Origin of the sequence: Kolteria novifilia (assembly GCA_007748055.1) — a bacterium.
GTDB lineage: Bacteria > Planctomycetota > Planctomycetia > Kolteriales > Kolteriaceae > Kolteria > Kolteria novifilia.
Window position 1 is genome coordinate 3,332,997 of record CP036279.1, and the last position, 25,110, is coordinate 3,358,106.

5 protein-coding genes are annotated in these 25,110 nt (G+C 62.5%); 3 read left to right on the forward strand and 2 right to left on the reverse strand.

Features of this window, described 5'->3' with window-relative positions:
- The first annotated feature begins 360 nt into the window (after positions 1–360).
- Both Pan216_RS12235 and Pan216_RS12240 read left to right on the forward strand, forming a co-directional pair.
- Complete coding sequence (locus Pan216_RS12235; RefSeq protein ID WP_145258265.1) at positions 361–17,526, forward strand: FG-GAP-like repeat-containing protein; 17,166 nt, start codon at positions 361–363, stop codon at positions 17,524–17,526.
- A 234-nt stretch (positions 17,527–17,760) separates the two neighbouring features.
- Entirely contained in the window at positions 17,761–21,933 is a 4,173-nt protein-coding gene (locus tag Pan216_RS12240; RefSeq protein ID WP_419193570.1) for a tetratricopeptide repeat protein, read from the forward strand.
- Positions 21,934–22,015: 82 nt separating this feature from the next.
- Here Pan216_RS12240 and Pan216_RS12245 read toward each other — a convergent pair whose 3' ends face one another.
- Positions 22,016–23,110 carry a threonine aldolase family protein gene (locus Pan216_RS12245; protein WP_145258267.1) on the reverse strand — a complete coding sequence of 365 codons (1,095 nt, stop codon included), beginning with the start codon at positions 23,108–23,110 and terminating at the stop codon, positions 22,016–22,018.
- A gap of 25 nt (positions 23,111–23,135) precedes the next feature.
- Entirely contained in the window at positions 23,136–23,279 is a 144-nt protein-coding gene (locus Pan216_RS28315) for a hypothetical protein (protein ID WP_419193571.1), read from the reverse strand.
- Between the two features lie 47 nt (positions 23,280–23,326).
- On the opposite strand from Pan216_RS28315, the gene Pan216_RS12250 reads away from it, so the two are divergent.
- On the forward strand, positions 23,327–25,072 hold the full coding sequence (locus Pan216_RS12250; protein WP_145258268.1) for an arylsulfatase: 1,746 nt from the start codon (positions 23,327–23,329) through the stop codon (positions 25,070–25,072).
- Positions 25,073–25,110: the final 38 nt, after the last annotated feature.

Consider the following 25,110-nt stretch of genomic DNA (forward strand, 5'->3'; position numbering starts at 1 on the left):
AGCGTCGGCTCGCCGAACACGACCGTCCGGTTGACTTTGTGGCTTGTAGGTCGTTCCGTTTGAGCGAAATCTTTTAGTCTCGGCTTAACCCTTGATTGCAACTGGGGCAAAATGCGGATAACATATCGACCTTGCGGGGGTTTCAATGGGACGCGTGGCACGCTCAAACGTCTCTGGGGCGGTTTGAGGCTTTTCGGGCCACGGAAGCTGATGCTTCGCAGGTGTCGCGCAGGGCCAAGCGCGACCAGCGCGCAGATTGTGTCGGTTCAACAACTTCCACACCGACCTTAAAGTTTCGACGCACGAGTGCTCCTTTGGGGCACCCATTGACGCTACATTCGTACCTAACTTGGTGACGTCGTGCGAATCCCGCTTACGATCATTCCGTCGGCACTGCTTCCTCCGTCGCAGGATCGCCTTCGGCGGCGTACTCGACCTCCCTCGCGGTGTTACAGCATTGAGGAGCTCGAACGCCGCTGCTTGCTCACCGCGTCGCCGATGGCCCCCCTCAACGTCGATTCTCCCTATTTCCTCGGCGTCGACGAGCCCGACTTGCTCGGACCGTCCACCGAGTTGCCCGCCGCCTCGGGCGATCGTTCCAATCAGTACGTCTTTATCGATCCGTCGATCGCGAACGTCGACTCCTTGATGGCGCAACTGCCCCCCAGCGTTCGGGTCGCGTACCTGGAGAGCGATCGGGGCGGATTGGTCCAAATGGCCGAAGTTCTCGGTGGTGCCGAGAACGTCGACTCGATTCATGTCTTCGCGCACGGAGAGGAAGGCGCGGTCCAACTCGGGTCGGGGCTCGTGGGGCTGGACGACCTGGAGAGCTATTCCGACGAATTGGCCCAAATTGGAGCGTCGCTGACGGAAGGGGGGGACATCCTCTTCTGGGGGTGCGATGTCGCCTCGGGGAGCGATGGTCGTCTCTTCGCCTCACGCGTCGCGGAGTTGACGGGAGCGGATGTCGCGGCTTCGATCGATCCGACAGGCTCGGAAGATCTCGGCGGCGATTGGGAGCTCGAATTCCAGACGGGAGCGACCGACGCGACTCTCCCATTCGTTGCGGACCAGGTCCGGGGTGTCTTGCTCCCCACGGCGTCCGACGGGTTCGGCGTCTTTGACGAAGCGTTCGTCCTTGAGGGTGGCCTCGGAAGCGACGGCATTCACGATATCGTCGCCGATGACTCGGGGAACATCTACGTCACCGGCCGGTTCGAGGGTGAAGTCGACTTCGACCTGAGAGAGGGGGTTGAATCAACCCTTTCCGTCGCCCAATCTGGCGCTTTTGTCGCCAGATATGACGCCCACGGCGTCCTCGACTGGGTCACGGGGTTGGGAAGTGCCGTTTCCAACGTCAACGTGGAAGCTCGCGGGCTCGCGCTGAGCAACTCGGGTAAGGTTCACGTCACCGGGTGGTTCGGAGGGACGGCCGAAGTCCTCGGGGACAATACCGTTGGCATTCCGGCGATCGACAGTCTGGACTTCTCGGATGTCTTCGTCGCCAGCTTTGATGCCGACAACGGCGAGGTTTCCTCCCTGCACGGGTTTGGTAGCTCCGACCAGGACGCGGGATGGGACATCGCGGTAGACGAGGACGACAACGTCGTGGTTGGCGGCTACTTCAGCGACCAGATCGCCTTCGGCGCGGATGTCGTGACTCCCGTCGGCAGTAAAGACGCTTTCGTCGTCTCCTTCGACAACCAGGGAGATGTGAACTGGCACCGCACCTACGGCGGAAATTCCTACTTCGACGAGGTCCGTTCGGTCGCGATCGGCGCCGACAACTCCGTCTACGCGACGGGAGTCTTTGAGGACCAAGTCGACTTTCTACCCAGTGATCCGGGCGGGGAGGTTACCGCTCTCCAAGGCGACGTCTTCCTCGTCAAGCTCGATCAGTTCGGCTCCCAGCAGTGGTATCACACCTACGAAGGGTCGGGTTACGACGAAGTCTACGATATCGTCGTGGCCGACTCGGGGCTTATCTACACGTCCGGTTCCATTGGTGGTTTCACCAACTTTGATCCCGACAACGTTGGCCACAATGTTTCGGTGGGGTCGACCAGCGCGTTTGTCGCGATCCACGATGCCAATGGCGACATTCACGACGTTACGGCGGTCAGCACATCGGGAACCTCCCGAGGCGAAGGCGTGGCGGTCGACGCCGACGGCAACATGACGCTCGTCGGGTACTTCAACGGCAGCATCGACGTCGGAAGCGAGACGCTGACGCCCGATGGAGGTTCGGGAGCTCTCTTCCTCGCTCAGTTCGATCCCAGCGGCAATCCGACTTTCGCCCGCGCTGTCGGCAGCGACAATATCATCGAGCCTCTCGGAGTGACCCTCGATGCTTCCGGGCGAGTCCTCGTCGCGGGCTTCTTTGGTGGAACCGCCACGTTCGACAGCGCCTTCGGTGCCGGTTGGGAGTCGCTGGGCTACACTAGCGGGTTTGTCGCCGCCTACAGTGCGAGTCCGTTAATTCCCTTCGGCAGTCCGCGCCAGAACGTCAGCATTGGCTACCCGCGGGCCGCCCAGTTGGGAGATATCGACGGCGACGGTAAGCTCGACGTTGTCGGCTTCGACTACAACACGCAGCAGTTCAGTTGGTACTCGAGCGATAGTCCGCTTTCGTGGTACCAATGGGAAGGCGACATTTCGTCGCCGATCTCGCCGGGCACCGAGCCTCTTCAAATCGAGTTGGCCGACATCGACCACGATGGCTGGCTCGATGTCGTGGCGTCGATGATCGATGGGGAACTGATCTGGTTCCGCCACAACGGCGATCCTCTCTCGATGTGGGATGCTCCCAGAACGATTGCCGGCGGTCTCGTCGATATTCGAGATTTCCAGATTTTCGACGCCGATCAGGAGGGCCTGCTCGACGTCGTGGTCGTCGATTCGACCAAGGTGAGGGCCTACTTGGGAGGGCAGTCGCCCACCGATTCCTGGGCGATGTCACCCGTCCGCACGACGGCGAGTGCCCGGAGCGTGAGCGTCGGCGATGTCGATGACGACGGGCTCAACGACGTCATCTACACCCTCGACGACGGTGACGGATTCGTGTCCCCTTCCGAGGGGATCGAGATCGCCATCGGTGATGGCAGTGGCGTTTTCTTCCTCGAGGATCAACTGGGGACGTTGCTCGCGGGTCCCGGCTTCGGGCTGACGTCGCCAGAGAACGCTCCTCACGATGTCGTCGTCAGCGACATCGATGGCGACGGCGACAATGACATCGTCGCTGTCTGGGACGAGGTCGTCAATTGGTACGAGAACACGGGCGACGGCTTCAGCAACACTCCCAATCCCATCTCGACCCAGATTCGTGGCGTGGGCAAGATCACGATCTCCGACCTCGACCAAGACGGTGATCTGGACGTTCTGGCGACACGCCTGGCTCCGGAGCGTGAAGTCGTTTGGTTCGCCAATCAAGGCGATGGAGTCTTTGGAGCTCGCCAACGCGTTGGCGATGAGCTCTACTCCACGAACCTGGCTCGTCCGCTGACCGGCGACCTTGATGGCGACGGCGATCTCGATGTCGCCATCCACGACGGGTACCAACTCACCGTTGCCGAAAACATCGGCCTGCACAAAAGCGCGACCTTCCCCGGCTCGCTGGCCAATCAGCAGATCTCGAGCATCGCTCAGAAGGGACCAATCACATGGGTCGACCTCGATAGCGACGGAATGCTCGATGTGATCGGTCCTGGATCGGTGCCGGGAGAACTCGCTTTCTACCAGCAAACTGGGTACGGGTACGGCTACGGGGGCTTTAGTGGCTCCACGCTCGCCAACTTCGCGCAGGGCTTTAGCGGACTCGCGACGAGCGACCTCGATGGCGACGGGGTAATGGAGATAGTCGTCGCGGCTCCTGATGGCGCCTGGATCATCGAGGAAAACGCCGGCTCGTTCGACAAGACCCTCGCCGCTAGCGATGGCGGGATCGGGTACACCCAAGTCGCTCTCGGCGATCTCGACGAGGATGGCTGGCTCGACCTGGTGATCGGCGACGATGCCGGTGGTATCCGCGTCTCGCTGAGTGATGGATCGGGGCGTTTCAGCTCCGCGTTGAATTATGGCGGGGGATCCGGTTCCATCACCTCGCTCGATGTCGTCGACCTCGATGGTGACGGCAATCTCGATGTGATTTGGAGCGACAGCTCCGGTGGAATCGGATGGCGTCTCGGAGCGGGGGACGGAACGGTCTCCGGTAGTTCGGTGGGCAGTGTCGCCGGACCGGTTCGTGACGTTCACGGCGTCGACATCGACGGGGACGGGGATACCGACATCGTCGCGACCGTGCCCGACTTCGATGGAGTCATTCTCATCGAGAATCAGGGAGCTGGTTCCTACGCCGGTCCCTATTCGCTCATCGGTGGCGGGTCGTTCAAGCCGAGCCAGATCGACGTCGCCGATATCGACCTCGATGGCGACCTGGACATTGTCGGACTCGCCAGCGATCTTGGGCAGGACGACACCATCGTCCTGTACGAGAACAACCAGGGTTACTTCCATCCGGTTCCGACCGAGGTGATGACGGGGCTTCCTCGTGGCCGAGACCTCGCCCTCGCGGATGTCGATGGCGACGGCGATCTCGATGTGACGTGGCTCAGCTTCGATCAAGGCGCCGGTCAGATCGCCTGGTCGGCGACGCAGCTCGCGTCGGTCTCGTTCGATGTTCGGGCCGAGGGTTCCGACATCGTTGAAGAAGGCGTCCCGACGCACCGCTTCACCGTCGAGGTGTCGCACTTGGGCCGATCGGGAGATGCCCAAGTCGAAATCTCGACGCTTCGCTTCGACTTGGACGACCTCACCACGGGCGAAGGCCCTCCGATCGATTGGTCCAAGGTGATCGAGGATGTCGTCGTCTTTCATGATCGCAATTTCGATGGCCAGCTCGATGGTGGCGATGAACACGTCTCGAAAGGCTTCGTCGTCTCAACGGGCAATTTCGCGGAGTTGACGGTCGATCTGGAAGTGTACGAAGACTTGGTTCCCGGCGGCGATGCCACCTTCTTCGTCGAACTGATCTTGGAGGAGGGTGCATCCGATCTCGTTCCCAATGCCAAGTTCGAGATGGGAGTCTCGGGAGTTCGGACGAACGACGTTGTCACGGGGCTGACTGTGTCCAGCCTCCCAGGCGAGGTGGTCGGACCGCAAGCGGTCGTGGCCGATGTGGCCGGCGACCCGCACGTCGTCTCCGCGGTCGGCCCCGAAAGCAGCTCACAGCCGACGATCGAGTTCCTCGTCTCGTTCAGCGAGGGGGTGAGTGGGGTCACTCCGAGCGACTTCGATCTCCAGTTCTTCGGCAACGCGTCGGGCGGTATTTTCGATGTGTATGCTGTCTCGTCACGTGCCTATCGCGTTGTCGTCAGCGTTGACTCGAACAGTGTTCCCGGCGGCATCGCCCTCGTCGTCAACGACATCGACGGTTCCATCGTCGACATTGCGGGCAATCAGCTTCTCGACGGCTCGGGAGTCGTCATTAGCGACCCGGTGTCGATCGTCGAGCCCCCGGTCAGTTTCGACAACATCGACTACTTCCAGACGCCATCGGTGGGGCAGGGCGAGTACCTGGCGCAGGCCGATATCGACGGCGATGGAACGCTCGACTTGATCCTGGCGGGTTTCGATGGCGGTTTCACGACGGGCATCACTTGGCATCGCGGCAACGGCGATCTTTCGTTCGACGAGACCGGCCTGGTTATTCGGTACCTGCCCGAGGAAAAGGTCACGAGCATCCAGACCGACGACGTCGACGGAGACGGTGACGTCGACATCGTCGTCGGCACCGACTCACGAATTGTCTGGTACGAGAACCAATCCAAGGGCAATCAGTGGGGCAACGACTACGAGATCACCAATGGCGCAGCCATTGAGGAACTGCAACTCGCGGACGTTGACGGCGACGGTGATCGGGACCTCGTGGCGTTGCGAGTCGACGATGAGTTCGAGGAAGGCTCGCTCGTCTGGTTCGCGAACATGGGCGGTTCCTACGACGGAGTCTTCGACTACTACGAGATGCAGATTGCCGGGTCCGATACGGGCTCGAACAGTTCCATTGCCATCGCGGATGTCAATGGCGACGGCACCGAGGATGTCGTGTTGCTCAATTGGAGCTACGACGAACTCTCCTGGTTCGCTAACGACGGCAGCGGCAGTCCTTCGCCCTGGACGCGTCAGACTATCGGCGACACCGGCGCCGTGGAGTACGAAAGTGACGGCTACACGCTCCTAACCGGAGACTTTGACCGCGATGGCGACGAGGATATCGTCGTCGGTTCCTACTCGGCCGGTGGTGTCTTCCTGTTTGAGAACCTCGACGGCAAGGGAGCGTTCGGGACGCCTGGCGACCTCTTGGCGAGTGGTCTGGAGAATCTCTACGACGTCCGGCTGGTCGACATCGACGCCGATGGCGATCTCGATCTCCTGACGAGCGGCACCGCCCAGGTAGTCGATTCCCCCGAAACCGTGGTCATCTCTTGGTTCGTCAACGACGGCAAGGGAGGCATCGCCGCGAACCATACCCTCCACGAGCCCGAGGTCGACCTCGCGGTCCTTTCCTTTGGCGACTACGATCGCGACGGTGACATCGACTTTGTCTCGCTCGATACGAGCGGCGAGTACGTCGATAGCTTCGAGAATCGATCGCTGCATTCCGCGACGGTGTTGGTTCAGAATCACCTCGTCGATGGAGCGACACTCGACGATGCCCAACAAATAGAGTTCGCCGACCTCGATGGCGATGGCGATCTGGACGTCGTGGCGTCGTTCGGTCCGGAGGTCGAGCGATTCGGCTGGTACGAGAACCTCGACGGCGCCGGGACGCTTGCCACGGTCCGATGGATCGCGGGGAACGTCGGAACGGACTTCAGACTCGCCGATGTCAACAACGACGGCGACATCGATCTGGTCAGCTACGATCCAACCGACCTGTTGCGGGTTTTCGAGAACGACCTTCGCGGGGGAGGTGGCTGGCAACAGGTCGTCTCGAGTCCGGGAAACAACTCCAGTGGTGCCTCCTACGATCTGGCCGACATGGACGACGACGGCGATCTCGACTTGGTCGTGGCGCTCGAGGGACCCTTCGAACTCTTCTGGCTCGAGAATGATGGTCAGGGGCAGTTTACCAATTTGCAGTCGGCGCAAAACGCGCGGATCGCCTCCTTGGATGTCGGCGATCTCGATGGCGATGGGGACAGTGACATCGTCGCGGTCGGGCCGCAACTGGGCGGTGTTGGCCCGTTTGTGATCTTTGACAACTACGACGACTACGGAAGCCTCAACCGCGTCGACGGCCTCGCAACTGGACCAGCCGGCGACCTCGTGCGACTTGGCGACATGAACAACGACAATCGCCTCGATGTCGTGGTCGGCAACAGCGCCACCGGCGATCTCAGGATCTACGCGAACAACGGTGACGGCACCTTCAGCCAGGTCTACACGTTCTCCGGTTCCGGTCCGATCGACCAGATCGAGATCGCCGATCTCGACAAGGACGGCGACCTCGACGTCATGGTCGGCCGAGCGTCGGCGAGTGGATTCGTCCTGGTCACCAACCATCTCCAAGACGGCAACTTCCAGGTCGGGACGGTCGACACTGGGCTCGGTAGCGCGACGTCCTTCGCGTTTGGCGATCTCGATCGGGACGGCGACTTGGATGTCGCCGCGGCCCTTGGCGCTTCGGGGATCTCCTGGATCGAGAACCAGAGTTCTCCCGTCGGTATCGCGATGGACTTCAGCCTCACGCCCTCCGCGATCGATCGTTCGCAGCCCGGCACCGAGTCGCTCCTCTCGTTCATCGTCACCCACAACGGTCACTCGTCGGACGACGACATCTCTGTCGAGACCCTTTCGTTCGCCGTTGTCGATCAGAACGGAACGCCCGTCTCCAAGAGCGACCTCGAGGCACTCTTCGACAGCTTCGTGCTGATCGAGGATCTCGACGGAGACGGTCAACTAGGTGTTGAGGAGACCCAGTACACGCTGCCGTCGAGTTCGGCTCGCGATGGGCTGCTAACGTTCGGCGTCGGCAACACCATGGGCCACGGCGATTCGACTCGTTACCTCCTGCACGCGGTCGTCGCGTCCGACGTCGGCGATTCGCCCATCGACTCGTTCCGAATCATGCCCTTGCTAGAGGGGGTGGAGGCGAGCCACTTCTTGCAACTCGCCGCTTCTTCGATGCCGACCATCGACCTGGAGCAAGTCGCCGGTCTTCAATCTCCCGCGATTACGGTCTTGGGCCTGCCCGAAGTCGTTGCCATCGATCGGGTGGGGCCGGCGACGACCGCGAGCAATGTTGTCGAGTTCGACGTCACTTTCAGTCATCACGTGGCGGGGTTGGATCCCACCGACTTCAGCTTGCACACCACCGGCGGCGTCACCGGCGTCATTGGTTCCATCGTTGTGGACAGTCCAACGCAGTGGACGGTCACCGTGACCGGCGTCTCCGGTGAGGGAGAGCTTGGGCTCGACTTCGTCGACAATGACACCGTGCTCAGCGAAGCCGCGGTTCCCATCGGAGGTCCCGGGATCGGCAACGGCGACTTTGTCGGTCAGCGTTACGTGGTCGATACCATCGCGCCGTCGGCTCCGGTGATCGCGGGCATCTCGACCGACTCGGGCGTCAATGGCGGCGATGGCATCACCACCGACCAGACACTACTGATTTCGGGGTCGGCCGAAGCGTTCAGTATCGTGGAAGTCTTTGTCGACGGCGGCTCGGTCGGATCGACGTCCGCGAACGGGTCGGGGAACTGGAGCTACCTCCACGGCGTCCCCCTCGCGGAAGGGGCCCACGTCATCACGGCGACGGCGACCGACTCGCTCGGCAACATCAGTGGTCTCTCGAGCCCCTACGCCGCCACCATCGACCGAACGGGGCCGGTGCTCGACGCCATCCACCGCTTGTCCCCAGCGTCGCCGGTGACCAACGCGGACTCGCTCGTCTTCCTGGCGACGTTCGACGAGGCAGTGACGACCATTGACATGGCCGATTTCCAAGTCAGTGGAGGTTCGACGGCGGGCGTCGTGAGTCTCTTGTCGGCCGATGGGGGAGCGGGACTTGCCTGGAGCGTGACCGTGGCCGGCGGGGATCTCGACAGCTACAGCGGAGCGGTCGGCCTCGACTTGGCTCCGTCGGCATCGATCGACGACCTGGCGGGCAACTCCCTGGTGGTGGTCGAACCCGACACCAATGAAGAATACGTCCTCGACAATACCGTCCCCGAAGTCGCGATCACGCTTGCCGGGGCAAGTCCCACCGACTCGTCGATCGTGGTCTTCGATGTCGTCTTCAGCGAAGACGTGGCGAATGTCGACGCGACCGACTTTGGACTCGCTCTCGTGGGAGTCACGGCCGACACACCCGTCGGCGTCGACGACGCGGGGGACGCGGACGCGTCAACCTATCGGGTGACGGTCTCCAACGTTTTCGGGGCCGGCCTCTTGGGGCTGGACATCGCTGCGACGACCGACATCGTCGACGTCGTTGGGAATGCCCTCGATCAGGATCTGGAGATCAATCAGGTCTACACGGTGGCCGCGCTCCTCGAACCGGTCGCCGATTTCGTGGCGCCAAGCAACGTGGCGCCCGATCAGTCCGTCCAGTTCGACGGCAGTCCCTCGTTCCATCAGAACCCGATCAAGAGCCTCGTCGAGTACACCTGGGATTTTGGCGACGGCAGCCCGACAGAGCAGGGCGTCACCGTTTCCCATGCCTTCTCCACGTTTGGGACCTACACCGTCACCCTTACGGTCACGGACAGTTCCGATCCCGCGATGAGCGACTCGGTCTCGTACCTCGTCGCGGTCGATCAAGGGAATGTCTCACCAACGGTCTTGTCGGCCGGCGGTCCATACTCCATCGGCCAGACCGACGACGTGATCGCTCTCCTCGCCACCGCGACCGATCCGAACATTCCCAACGGCGACTACCTGACCTTCGAGTGGGATCTGGACAACGACGGAGAATACGACGACACCACCGGGCCGACGCCGAGTTTGACGAGTGGGCAAGTCGCGGGCCTCGGGCTTGGACTCGGCGTGCACACCATCGCGCTGAGGGTGACGGACATTTTCGGCGAAGAGGCGTTCGGCTCGACCACACTCGAAGTCATCGATAGCGTGGCCCCCGATGCTCCCACGATTTCGATGATCGCGGATGATGCCGGTGTTCCTGGCGACCAAGTTACCAATGATAACACGCCAACGCTGTCTGGGGCGGCCGAGTCGTTTGGTCGCGTCGAGGTTTTTCTCGACGGGGCGCTACTCGGATCGACCAACGCCGACGGCGAGGGAAGTTGGGCGTTCGCGGTCGTGAGCCCGCTGGCGGACGGCACTCACACGTTCCGCGGCCAAACCACCGATCAAGCCGGGAACGTCAGTGGGCTGTCGGCACCTTTCGAGGTGACGATCGACACAGAGGCCCCGCGAATCGAATCGATCGACTCTCTCGACGCGTTTCCGACGAATGTTCCGACCGTGAACTTCTTGGTCACCTTCAACGAGGCGGTCCTCAGTCTCGACTCGGTGGACTTCGAAGTCACCACCTCGGGTACCGCGACCGGCGTCATTCAGCAAGTCACCCCCAATGGCGTTGCTGGAGACGAGTGGATTGTCACCGTCGCCGGCGTCGCCGGTGATGGATCGTTGCGGCTCGACTTCGTCGACGATGGCAGCGCCGTCGATCTGGCAGGCAACCAAATCGACGAGGCGGGGCTTTCGGAGGGACGGTTCGCTGGTGCGGCGATCGTTATCGACCAGTCCGTCCCGGAAGTGACCTCGATCGACCTCCTTGGCGGGCCCAGTCCCTTTAGTGAGTCGATTACCTACCTGGTGACGATGAGCAAAGTCGTCTTCGGGGTCGACGCGTCCGACTTCGCCCTCTTGAAGACTGGCAATGTCACCGGTCAGCTCGGCGTGCAGGCGACGAGCGACCCTCTCGAGTACTTGGTCACCGTCTCGGGCCTTCGGGGCGACGGAACGATCGAACTGGCGTTGGCTCCGGGCGCGATGATCGTCGACGGAGCGGGGCAGTCGGTAAGCGGGCCATTCCTTGGGGACGATGTTCACATCGTCTTCGATCCGATTGGCGACATCGAGACCGGACAGTTCTCCGTGGTGACGACCGACATCTCGCCCGCCGGGTTGAGCGAAGGTCGACGCACGGAATTGCTCGAGGTCGTCGTTTCGAACAATGGGACGCCTGGCGATCACTCGCTTCTGGTCGAAACATTCACGTTCGCCGTGGATCAGACGTCGTCCGATCCGAATTCCGTCATCGAGTCACTGACCCTCTACCGCGACATCAATGGTGATGGGGTGATCGATCCAGCGGTCGACGTGACCGTCCAGCACTTCGACACGATCAGCCTCTCGGAGGGCTTGTTTTCGATCGACGTGTTGGGGAGTGGTTTCGCCGAGGTCGGACCCGGAGCGTCGGCCACGTTCGTCCTCATGGTGGAGTTGACCGCGGACGCTGGGGACCAGGCGCCGCCATCGCTTCGAGTCACCCATCTGTCGGGATTGGCGAGCGCTCGCGACTCGGTGACCAACATTCTTGGAGTTGTCCCACTGACGCAGTCGCCGCCGGGCGTGACGGTGGCCGCCTCGCTGAGTGTCGCCAGTTCAATCCCCGACGTGTCGGTCTTCGAGGACGCTCCGACGACCTTCCTCAACCTGCCCGCGCAGTTTGGCCCGGGCACGACATTCTCGATTCCGCAGGGAGGCGTGAGCAAGCCATCGCTGTTCGCGCAGGCACCCTACATCGACGGATCGGGCCGTTTGGTGCTCGACTACTTGGCGAACACGTCGGGCACCTCGAGCATCACACTCGAAGTCACCAATGCCCAGCTTGGGTTCTCGTTCTTCGTCACGTTCAACGTCAACGTTCTCTCCGTCAACGACGCGCCGACAGGTCCGACCTTCTTCGCCGCCGGAGCCGGTCAAACGACGATCAATCTGCCGTCGCTCTACAGCGACGTGGAACAGTCGGGGGCGGGACTGACCTACACGCTTCGATCGGTGGCCAACGGAACCTTGTTCGACTCCGCGGCGATTGTCGGCAACCAGCTCGTCGTCGACTACGCCTCCGCGGCGTTCGGACGCACGACGCTTCTTGTGCGTGCCACCGACGCGTCGGGAGCGTTCATCGAGACGACCTTCCAGTTCACCGGCGAGGCGGGGGCGACGCCGATTTCCGATCCGTGGGAAGCCAACGACACCGCCGAGTTCGCGACACCCGTCGGTCCCGGTGGCGCGGGCGATCCCGCATCGTTCCTCGATCCCGCGACCAACCCCGCGGACGTTGCCGTTTTCGCCAACGTCGACGTCGCCGGCGACGCCGACTTCTACCGCTTCCGTCTCTCGGCCGACTCGCAAGTCACCCTGCGAACGATCGCCGATCAGCTTGGCGGAACCCTCGATACGGTGATGACGCTCTACGATCCCGCGGGCAACGTCATCGCGTCGAGCGACGACCTTGGCGGAAAGGACTCGTTCCTGAAGGTCTCCCTCGCGGCAAGCGCGGCCGGGGAGTCCTACACCGTCAAGGTGCGTGGGTTCGAACGCTCGACAGGCAATTATCGCCTTCAGATTCAAACGCAGTTGGCGGGACCACGCATCGTCCGGATGATTCCCGACGAGACTGTCGGCGAGAGTCCGCAGCAGATCCGCCTCTATTTCGACTCGGTCGAACTCGATCCCGCGACGCTCAGCAGTTCCCTCTTCCAACTGGAACAGGTCGATGCCGAGGGAAATCTGATCGTCGGCGGTGATCGCTCCGAACTGATCAGCGGCGAGAACGCCTACGACGCCGAGAACAACCTCCTCATCTTGACGCTGTCGGGCGTGCTCGAGGATGGAAGGTACCGGCTGACGGCCAATGACGAGATCCTCAGTGCCGACGGAGTGCCTCTCGACGGGGATGGAATCGGCGGCGCCGGTGGCGATTTTGTCGACTTCTTCAGCGTCGACACGACGGCGCCCGTTTCCGCGGGTGACCTTCGGGTCATCGGCGTCGCGGGCAGCGATGAGTCGGGAGTGCTCTATCGCTTCGCCGGGGCGGTGAGCGACCCCCATCCCGCGACGGCCGGGGAAGAGATCACCATCGAACTCGACGTCGATGGTGATGGCGTGTTCGACGATGGCCTCGCCACCGTCGTCCTCGAGGCTGGTGCGACGACCTTCCAAATCACCTCCACCACCGGGATCGCGTCGGACACGGCGAACCCGGTGGTCGATGTCTTCGCTCGCTTTGTCGACGCCCGGGGCAACACCTCGGCGCCCGTCACGGCGACACTCAACACGATTGCTCCGAAAGTGACCAAGGTGGAGGCTGTCGGTGAAACGATTGTCGTCACCTTCGACGGCACCAACTTGACCAACGTCGGCGATCCGTCGGTCTACGAAGTCTCCGGCAAGGTGATCGGCTCGGTTCTCTTCGATCCGGCAACCAACACCGCGACCCTCTCGTTCGAGGACGGACTCGCCGAGGGGAGCTACTCGGTCTCGGTGCTCTCGGGGCCCAACGGCATCAATCGTGGCGGGATCGCTCTCGATGGAGATGGCGACGCGTCGCCGGGTGGCAACTTCCTCACGACCATCGTCGCCGATCGCACGGGCCCCACGCTGGATACGTTCGAACTGGCCCAGGAGAGCGACACCGGCGTTGACGCGAACGACAACCTCACCAACAAGTCCCGACCGACGTTCCGCATCGTTGGCGGCGATCTCTTCCCGGTCGGAGCGGCCGGAGAACTGACCGCGCTGGTCGAATTGACCCCGGTCGGGCAGACGCCGCAAGGGCTCTTCGACGACGGTTCGGCCGTCTTGGGACTTGGCGAGAGTGGCGTCTCCGAGGAGTTCTTCGTCACGATCGACACGCCGCTGCCAGGCGGTGACTACCTCGTGTCGCTCAAGCTGATCGATGCGTCGGGCAACGAGCTGCGTGGCGAGAACTTCGACTTCCAGATCACCGTCGACCGAACGGGGCCGAGAGCCCAAAGCCTGACGTGGGACGTCATCGATGGTGGTGAGGGAGGTGGGCCCGTCGGCGTCCAGTTCTTCGTCGACTTTTCCGAGGAGGTCGACGAGGCCGGGGCCCTCGACCCGAGCAGCTACTCCCTGCTGGCGGCGGGTGGAGATGGCGGCTTCGGAGACGGAAACGAGACCCTTGTCGAGTCAGGCTTCGAGATCGAGAAGATCAGCGCGACACGCTACGTGCTGAACGTCGAGCTCCCCGAAGAGCTCGCCGGGATCACCGACGACTACCAACTCACGGTTCATGCCGGTACCATTTCCGACTTGGCCGGAAATCTGCTCTCGGGAAGCCGGTCGATTGAGGTCTTCTACCAGACGGTCGGTCCGCGGGTGGAGACGGTTACCGCCTGGTCTCCCTTGGCGAGCAACTTGCCGAACAAGATCGAGGTCCAGTTCAACGACCGATTTGGGCTGCGAGGCAGCGACGGGGTGCTCCTCGCCGGCGGCGATCAAGAGTATGGATTCTCGGTCGATAGCGAGGGAGTCATCACCGAGGGCGAGTCGTCCAGCGAGGAGGAGGGGACCACCGGCGGTCCGCGCATCACGGGCATCGAGTTCGCGACCGGCGAGAGCTCGACCACGATCACGCTTTCCTTCGACGCGTCGCTTCTCCCCGATCAAGCGGTGCTCGGATCGAACTACGTTCTTCACGACTTGGACGGGCAGTCGTTCCGCCGCCTGACCAAGACGACCGACCTCATCGAGTACGACGCCGAAGCGAGCACCGTGACGATCACGATCGCGGAATTGCTCGAAGAGGGTGACTACCGACTCGACATCGATGGCACCAGCGCCGAGGCCCTTCGAGTGGAGACGGTCAATACGCTCGACGCCTATCTCCTCGAGAAGCTCGATGATGACGGCAACGTCATTGGTTCCGTCACGCTCGCGTCGGTTTCGTTCAACAAGGACAGCAATCGTGTCCTTATCTCGCTCAATCAAGACGGCGTCCCGGCGGGAGACTTCGGGACTGACGACGGCTTGGTCGTGATCGAAGGGGGCCTGCGCCGATTGACGGCCGGCACCTATCGCCTGACGCTGGCCGACTCGATCGAGAACCGCTCGGGGCTGACGCTCGAGGATCCGACCGAGTTCCTCATCGTCGTGACCGAGCCGGATGGCGAAGGTGACGAGATCAGCAGCGAGGCGGTCGCGCCGGTTCAGACCTCCCTCGAGACGATCACTCTCGCCGATGCCGAGGCGTCCGAACACGCGACCAAGGACGTCACCAAGCGGGATGACGCGGAGCGGATCCGCGTGGAACTCGAGGAACTTGCCGAAAGCCTCGAGGAGAAGGGGAGTTCTTCCGAGGAGATCGCCACGGCGGTCAACGAACGACTGACGGAACTTTACGCGGAGCTCATCGAGTCGATCTATTCCGAGGCGGGCGTCGCGGGCGGAGAGTTCATCGTCGCTTGGGCGCGAGGGGCTCGTTTCCTCATCGCCGATCCGGACGCTCCCGATGCCCAAGTCGGTTTCGGGATCGGCCTCGACGCCATCGAGCAGATCGATGGGGCGACGCTCGTGGGCGACCTCGAAGGATTGACGTTGGCCGTTATTCCAGTCCTCTCGAGCGCTCCGGTCTCGGGCGGGGACTTGATCTCCACCGGGGAGGATGGTTCCTCGGTGGCGCCGTCGCTCGAGTTTCTCTGGGAACGAGAAGGTCTCGATGCGGTCAACCAACTTGGGATCGTCGCCTTTGGAAGCTACGACCCCAACGCGGACGAAGGTCTTCAGCTGCCGACGGCCTCCGAGATGCTCCTCGATGTCGATCGCTCGATCGTGGAGGCGACGTTCGATGTCTCCGGGGTGATTGAACGCGACGACCCGAACCTCGGACTGATCAACGAGACCTTCGTTCTCGAGATCGAGGATATCTTTGGCGCGGAACTGCCCGACGGCATCTACGCTTGGTTCGACCCGGTCGGCTTCGTCCTCGAGGACTCCAACAATAACCGCGTTGGCAACGATGGCGTCGGCTCCGGCAACCTCAACGAGATCGACAACGCCTATTACTCCAACGACGCGACGACGGAAGTACTTATCATTCCCGATTCGGCCGCCAATAACTACAGCCTGACGTTGGTCGGTGCCGGTGGCGAGTTCCGGGGCGGATTCAACGTCGTCCAGGACGGGGAAGTGGTCGCGTCGTCGACCTTCCAAGGGAACGCCTCCGCCGGACAGGAACTGGCGCTGGTGCTCGACTTCTCCGACGTCGGCGCGGATGCCGGTGGGTCGCCGACGTCGCCCCCACCTTCGGTCGATCCTGGACCGACGACCCCCGAGCCGGGGCCTGGTCCGACCTCGCCTCCCGTCTCACCCCCACCGACCAACGGGGGAGGAGGCGATCCCTCACCGGGACCGTCGCCACCTTCGACGCCCGATCCAGGGCCCTCGAACCCGCCGGGCGGTGGGCCCAGTCCGCCCGCTCCTGGGGGAGGGGATCCCGCTCCGTCACCGCCGACTGGGCCGAACACGCCTTCGAATCCGTCGGCACCGAGCGATCCCGGTGGAACTCCGAGCAATGGAGGCGGAACGTCGACATCGTTGATCGCGGGAGTCTCTCCCGGTGATTCGGGAACGAATGCCGGAAACCTGTTGGGCTCCCTGATCTTCACCGCCGCGAACCTCATCCCGCAAAACGGGCTCAACGGCGGCGCGGGGATTGAGAATGGGTTTGGACGCGATCGCGGCGATTTTCCGACCGGCGATCTCGAGGCTCTCTCGGGCATCATCGATCAAGTCTTCTCGCGGGCGGCGGACTCGCTGTCGGTCGAGGACCTTGTCGAGTCGGCGCTCGATCGGGTCGGTATCGAGAGCGAATCGACCAAGAGCGCCCTCTCGAACCTCGCGTCGGCTCTTGGCCGATCCGCGATGCCGAGCTGGCATGGCGTCAGCGAACTGCTTCAGCAGCTCTTAAGGGCTCGCTTGGCGGGTGATGACTCCGGTGAGGAGAACCTCGACGAGGAAGGTCAACCTCCAGTCGAGGACGAGGCGCGCAACGAACGAGGTGGCGAAAACGTCCTCGTTCCCGTTGATGGCGTCGCCCCGGGAGGAGTTCCCGAAACGGAGGAAACCGGAGAGGCGGAGTCCGATTCGGACGATGCCGCCGCCGAAACCAAGGAGGGTGGTTCGGACGATGGAGAGTCGTCGTCCGAAGATGCCGGACCGGAAGCGACGTTGTTCGAGGCTCCCATCGACGTCAATTTCGAGTTCGGTCATCCCTCGACGCCGGTTGAGCACTGGGATCATCTCGACGAGCTCTTCTCCGAGGTCGCGACGATCGACGAAAGCCTCGAGTCAACGGTCGATGCCCAGGAGATCGCGGCGACGAGCAAGCCGGAAACCGATGAGAAACCGTCCAATGCGTCCATTGGGGGCGCGATCGTGGTCGGACTCGCGGCGGGGGCGCTGGCTGGTGATCGGACCATTCGCGATCCGAAGCGTTCGAACGAGGAAAAACAGACGACGTCACCCTCCTCCTAGTCGTTGGCGAGAAGGGGGGCGTCGAACGTGACCGTCCCTCTCGCCGAGCGAAACTCATCTCTATCGAAGAGCCACTAAACCGGTATCATGATGTCCGGGCGCTCCCCCTTTGCGGTGGGCGCGACCGGCGAGTTCGCCATCGGCAAGGGAATGGCGGCGCGACGTGTGTTCCCGGATCGGGGATGCGCAACAGGGACGTCCCACGCGCCGCGAGTGAGACCGCGGGAACCTGACATGACACATCCACTGATCGAACGAGCGCTACATCGCAAGCTGATCACCAAGGATCAAGCGCGTTTGGTCGAAGAGGAATCCAGCCGCGGTGGGACCGACAGCGTCGCCGAGTTCATGGTCGAACGCGGATTCATCTCGGGAGAGGATCGTTCCCTGCTTGAGGCCGAGAATGAAACCGTCATTGGTGGCTTCTCCGTCGAATCGAGCAAGAGTCCGAGTTCTCCCGACGATCTGGGAGCGATGACGGACGAGGCCATGGGACCATCGGAGTCGCTCGTTGACGATCAAATCGGCTCCGAGGACGTGACGCTCGCGGCTTCGATCGATCGTCCGGAGACACCGCGCGCTGGGGATGCCAACGACGCGACACTGATGGAAACAATCGCCCCGGCGGAGGCGTCCGATGCCGGTCAAACCATGGCCGACTCCGTTGACGAGGTTGATTCCGACCAGACTCCGTTGGACGAAACAGTCGCTCCCATTGCGGATGCGAAAGGCAAGCGGTCGCGGGGGGCTTCGCTCGCGCGTGGTTTAGAGAGCGGAAAGACCATCCTCGATCCGACGAACGAGGACGAAGAAGAGCCCGCCTTCGACGGATTCGCGCAGACGATGGACTCGATTCCGCCCTCGCTTGAGCGGACGCAAGTCGACGAGTCCGACGAGTCCGACGAGAAGCAGTCACGACTTGCCGACACGATGGCGCCGGGCGACGCTCCTTCTCCCACGGAGGTGGGCGATGCGACAACGGACAGTTTTTCGGAAACGGTCGCTCCCGAGACGAGCTCCGACTTGAGCCGGGGTGGAACTTCCAACTCGGGTACCCACGCGATGGGGGCGACCGGTTATGACGAGACGGTCGCTCCGGACGAGGATCAGCATTCGGGAGTGTCGACCGAGGCGGATGGGGGCTCGAGACGAGAGAGCACGAATCGCGAGCAACGTTCTCGCGCCTCCGACGAAGCGGGGACGCTAAGTAGTCTCGATCAACTCAACGGCAAGCCACGCTATGAACTCAAGAAGGAACTCGCTCGCGGTGGACTAGGACGCGTCTGGCTGGCCCAGGATCAGCACATCGCCCGCAACGTCGCGATCAAGGAAGTGCTGCCCGGTCGTCAATCCGGAGTCACCCTCGACCGATTCTACCAGGAAGCTCAGATCACGGGGCAACTTGAGCATCCCGGCATCGTTCCCGTCTACGAACTTGGGATGAAGCCCGATGGCAAGCCCTTCTACACGATGAAGCTCCTTCGCGGCAGAACCTTCGAGTCGGCCATTCGCGAGTATCACGAACTGCCACGCGACGATCCCAACCGCGTGATCAAGCTCAACGAGCTTCTCGATGTTTTCGTCGGCATCTGCAATGCCATGGCGTTCGCCCACAACAAGGGCATCATCCATCGCGATCTGAAGCCGGCGAACGTGATGGTGGGCGACTTCGGCGAGGCGATCGTCGTCGACTGGGGGTTGGCGACGATCATGCACTCGCAACGCGATCCGCTTCAGCCGATGGTCGCGAGCGAAGAGGACACCGACGGCAGTCGCGTCAGCATCACGCTGCGCGGCAGTGGCAGCCAGACGATGGCCGGGACGATCATGGGCACGCCCAAATACATGTCGCCCGAGCAGGCCGAGGGAAGGATCGAGGAACTCGACGAACGCTCCGACATCTACTCGTTGGGCGCGATTCTCTACGACATTCTCGTCGGCTCGCCGGCGCTCAACGGAGCGTCGCTGCAGGAGATTCTCACCAAGGTGATCCGAGGCGAGTTCGAGCCTCCCAAGCGGATCATTCGAGACGTTCCGGCTCCCTTGAACGCGATCTGTCTCAAGGCGATGGCGCTCGAGGCCGACGATCGCTACGCCAACGCCAAGGAGATAGCCGAGGATGTCCTTCGGTGGAAGGCGCGCGAGCCGGTCAGCGCTTATCCGGAGCCTTGGTGGCAACAGGCCAATCGCTGGTTGCGAAAGCATCGAACCCTGGTTCTGTCCACGGTAGCCGCGGCGAGCGTCGTGGTCATTGGACTGGTCGCTTGGAACATTCAAGAGGCCCAACGGATCGCGGCGATCAGGGACGAAGCGACCAGACGCTTCAACGAAGGGCAGGCGGCCTTCTACAGCGGCGACCTCAACGCCGCGCAGCTTCAGCTTGGGCAATCGCTCGCGCTGGTCTCCGACGAGCCGATGCTCGAGGAACTCCACGGACCGATCGACGAGCTGCTCGGGAAGGCGACGGCTCTGCTCGCCGAGGAGGATGCGAGAGAAGAGGCGCAGGAACGTTTGGCTCGGTTCGAAGAACTTCGCGACGAGGCCCTCTTTCACGGCACGAGGGTGGGAGGACTCGACGATACCACCTCGGTCCTTCAGACGCGCGACGCGGCGACCGAGGCGCTTCAGATCTTTTCGAAGGGAGCCGAGACCGGGTTCGAGCCCGATCAGCACATCGACCATCTTACCGATCAAGAGCGGCAGGAGGTCCGTGAAGCGCAGCGGGAGATGGTGATGCTGCTCGCGGACGCGATCGCTTTTCCGTTGCCGGGGCAGCAGCCGCAGGAACGCCGGGAGAACGCCGCCGAGGCGCTCACGTTGCTCGTGATGGCGGAGAAGTTGGGGACGCCGTTCCGGTCGCTGTACCTGCGCCGCGCCGACTTGCACGCCAATCTGGGGCAACGAGCGGAGTCCGCCGAAGCGCTCGCCAAGGCGGAGGGGATCGAGCCCGCGAACGCCTTCGACTACTTCCTTCTTGGCTTTAGGGCCTACGATCTCGACAAATTCAATACCGCGATCGGCTTCTTCAAGGAAGCCCTCAATCGGGACACCGACAACTTCTGGGCGCAGTACTTTCTCGGGCTCTCGCTCTACAAGACCGAACAGTACCGAGCCGCGAGTATCGCCTTCACGGCTTGCTTGGCGCAGCGCGACGACTTCCTCTGGACCTATCTGCTCCGCGGCGTGGCGAACTCGAACGCGGGAGACGCGAAGGCCGCCGAAGCCGACTTCGCCGAGGCGATGCGGATCGACAAGGACGAGTACGGGATCTACGTCAATCGCGGCTCCGCCTACTTCAACCAGGGGCGCTACGACGACGCGATCAAGGACTTCAAACGGGCCATCGCGATCAATCCCGATAGCTACCGCGCCTACTTCAATCTCGCGATGACCTACCGCAAGATGGGGCGTTTCGAGGACGCACTCGATCGTTTCGACGACGCGATCCAGCGAGCCCCGGAGGTGGCCGAGGTGTACGGGAACCGTGGATTACTTCACCTTGAGGATCTCAAGGATCAGCAGGCCGCGGCGGCCGACTTCGAGAACGCGATTCGCTTCGCGGTGCCGGGTTCGAGTCAGTTGGCCAACTATCGGATCTATCGAGGAAAGATCTTCCACGATCGACGGCAGTTCGAGGCGGCCCTCGCCCAATACGACGAAGCCCTCAAGCAGAATGATGAGGTCGCTCTCGTTCACTACGCTCGCGGCCAGGCTCTCTTCGAACTGCGTCGATTCCAAGAGGCTCGAGAGGCGTTCGATCGTTTCATGGAAACGAGCGACGACGAGGTCACAAAGGCCTACGTCGACCGCGGAAGTCTGCGCGAGGCCCTTGGGGACGTGCAGGGAGCCGTCGAGGACTTCACGCTCGCGCTGGCGGCGGATGAGCGAACTCCGGCGATGCACGCCAAGCGAGGGTGGAAGTACGTGATGAACTGGAAGGAGTTGGCCCTTGCCGACTTCAACGAGGCCATCAAGTTGGCGCCGCGCGATCCGGGGAACTATTCCGGGCGAGGGTACACCTTGGCTCTCTCCGGCGACTATCTTGGGGCCGTGCGCGATGCGGAGAAGGCGGTCGCGCTCTCACGAGGAGTCCCGACGGTTCTTTACGACAGTGCCTGCGTCTACTCGGTCGCGTACGACAAGGCTCGGACAAGCACCGACGAGAAGCATCGAACCGAGTTGGCCAACGCCTATCGAGCCAAAGCCCTCGAGTTGTTACGAGGGGCTCTCGAACGGATTCCCGCCAACAGACGCGCGGGATTCATCAAGGGAGCGATCCTACCCGATCCCTCGATGGCGCCGCTCAAGGCTGATCCTGCCTTCAAGAGCTTGATGGAGGGTTACCTCAACCCGACGCCCAAGGAACCGTCGGCCAAGCCATTGCCAACGAAGCCGGCCAACAAGTAGCACGTCAGCGTTTGGGGCCGCGGGGGCCTGCACGCTCGTACGCGAACCGAGCCAACGCTGGAGACGTCGCTGGGCGAACTCGTCACTCGGGAGTTGAGGTAGCCAGAACCGCTTGAGCGAGTTCGCGGACGTCACGTGTCAAGGCATCGACGTCTTCGTCGGTCGTGTCCCACGAGCACATCAGTCGAGCGCCGCCGGCCCCGATGAAGGTGTAGAAACGCCAACCTCGTTCCCAAAGACCTTCGCGGAGGGACTCGGGGAGCTGCACGAAGACGGCATTGGCTTGGCGCGGGAACATAATTTCGATTCCGGGAATGTCTCGAAGGGCGGCTTCGAGTCTGGCGGCGGCGCGATTGGCGGCACGCGCGTTGGCCCGCCAGACGTCGTTCTCGAGGAGCCCCACCCAGGGAGCCGACAGGAACCGCATCTTTGACGCGAGCTGGCCGGCTTGCTTGCACCGATAGTCGAACTCGGCGGCGAGATCGTGATCGAAAAAGACCACGGCGTCACCGACCGCGAGTCCGTTCTTGGTCCCCCCAAAACAGAGGACGTCGATGCCAAGCTTCCAGGTGACTTCCTTCGGCGCGACATCGAGTGTCTCAAGGGCGTTGGCGAAGCGGGCGCCGTCCATATGGAGCCGAAGGTCGCGGCGACGGGCTAATTCGGAAACGGCGCCGAGCTCGTCGACGCTGTAGACCGTTCCAAGCTCGGTTGCCTGCGTGATGCTGAGGGCTTTCGGCTTCGGATAGTGGATGTCGTTGCGGCGCGTGACGAGTCGATCGACCTCGTCGAGGTTGAGTTTTCCGTGCTCGTGCGGGGTGAGCAGGATCTTGGTCCCATGAGTGAAGAACTCCGGGGCGCCGCACTCGTCGGTCTCGACATGAGCCGTTTCGCAGCAGATCACGCTATGGTAGGGCTGGCAGAGCGAGGCGATCGCCAGGGCGTTGGCGGCGGTCCCATTGAAGGTAAAAAAGACCTCGCAATCGGTCTCGAAGAGGTCACGCAGCAGCTCGGCGCTTCGTTCAGTCCAACGATCCTCGCCGTAGGCCGAGGCGTGCCCGCGGTTGGCCTCTTCCATCGCCTTCCACGCGGGGGGGCAAATTCCGGCATAGTTGTCGCTGGCGAACTGTCGCTTGGAGGTCGTCGTGGCCGTGGGATCGGCGTCCGGGTCGCTCATCTGTTTCTCCCTGGAGAGCTCGGCGCTATCTCGATCGCCGAATCAACTCGATGCCTCCATGATAGCCGCTGGAGGGAAAAGGTTCGCGGCGATCGGCGGCCGAGCGGTGTCCCGTGAGGGAAGCGGCGGCTTTCCCGACGCTCGCCCCCCGCGCATAATGGACCTTCATCGATCGTTTCCAATGACCAGTCGCCGAGTGAGGAAGGAACTGTCTCGATGCACACAGCTCGATCGCGGTGGGGGCTCATCGCCCTGGGAAGCGTGCTCAGCCTCGCGACCGCCGAAGGTGCCAAGGCGGCCGGTCCCGACCATCCCAACGTCATTCTGGTCATGACCGACGACCAGGGGTACGGCGATGTCGCGTCTCATGGTAACGCGATGATCAAGACGCCGAACCTCGATCGCCTCCGCGACCAGTCGGTTCGGCTGCTCGACTACCACGTCTGTCCCACTTGCGCCCCGACGCGTTCCTCGCTGATGACCGGACGCTACTGCAACCGGGTCGGCGTGTGGCACACAATCATGGGCCGGTCGCTCTTGCGACGCGACGAGACGACGATGGCGGACCTGTTCGCGGAGAATGGCTACCGCACCGCGATGTTCGGCAAATGGCACCTCGGTGACAACTATCCTTTCCGGCCTCGGGATCGTGGCTATCAAGAGACCGTGGTCCACGGTGGGGGAGGCGTGGGGCAGACGCCGGACTATTGGGGGAATGATTACTTCGACGATACCTATTCGGTCAGCGGCAAGCAGACCACTCAGCAAGGCTACTGCACGGACGTCTTCTTTCGGGAGGCGATCGGGTTCATCGAACGCAATCGTGAGCGTCCCTTCTTCGTCTATATCGCCACCAACGCTCCCCATGGTCCCTATTACGTCGACAAGAAGTACTCCGAGCCCTATCGCGCGAAGGGTGTTCCCGAGACGATGGCCAACTTCTATGGGATGATCACCAACATCGACGAGAACATGGGCTTGCTGATGAACAGGCTCAAGCAGTGGAATCTCGACGACAAGACGATCCTCATCTTCACCACCGACAACGGCACCGCCGCGGGGCTCGCGCGGGGCAAGTCCAAGGGCGCTACCTGGCGAGGCTACAACGCGGGAATGCGTGGGACCAAGGGTTCGGAATACGACGGTGGACACCGCGTGCCGTTCTTCGTCCGCTACCCGCCCGAACTCGAGGCGGGCCGAGACGTGGAGCCGTTGACCAACGTCACCGACGTGTTCCCCACTCTGATCGACCTTTGTCATCTCAAGGAACCGAAGCGGATCACCTTCGACGGGGTGAGCCTCGTTCCACTACTGACCGGACAGGCCGAGCAATGGCCCGACCGCAAGTTGGTCGTCGATTCACAACGCATCGACCACCCGGAGAAGTGGCGCAAGAGCGCCGTCATGACCGACCTCTGGCGACTCATTAACGGGAAAGAACTCTACAACATCAAGGAGGATCCGGGGCAGACCAATGATGTCGCGGCCGACAACCCCGAGGTCGTGGCCTCGCTGCGCCGGCACTACGATTCCTGGTGGGCCGATGTTTCCCAGCGGTTCGACGAGTACTGTCCCATCGTCCTCGGAGCGGACAAGGAGCCGAGCACGCTGCTCAACTGTCACGATTGGCACGCGAAGCAGGTGCCTTGGAACCAGACCCATATTCGTCAGGACATGAAGTCGAACGGCTATTGGGTTGTGGAGGTGTCCAAGCCCGGCACGTACACCTTCACTCTCTACCGTCGGCCACCCCACGTGGGGGCGCCGCTCGAGGCGACCCGCGCCCGGCTGGCGATCGGCCACCGGACCGAAACAAAGAACGTTCCGATGGAAGCCAAGAGCGTCAGCTTCACTCTCGAGCTTGACCCCGGCGAACGCCATCTCCAGACCTGGTTGACCAATGGCCGCGGGCAAGAGTGGGGCGCGTACTACGTCGAGGTTCGTTATCAGGGTGAGCACTGATCAACGGAGGTGGTTGATCGATGCTACAGTTCCGGTGA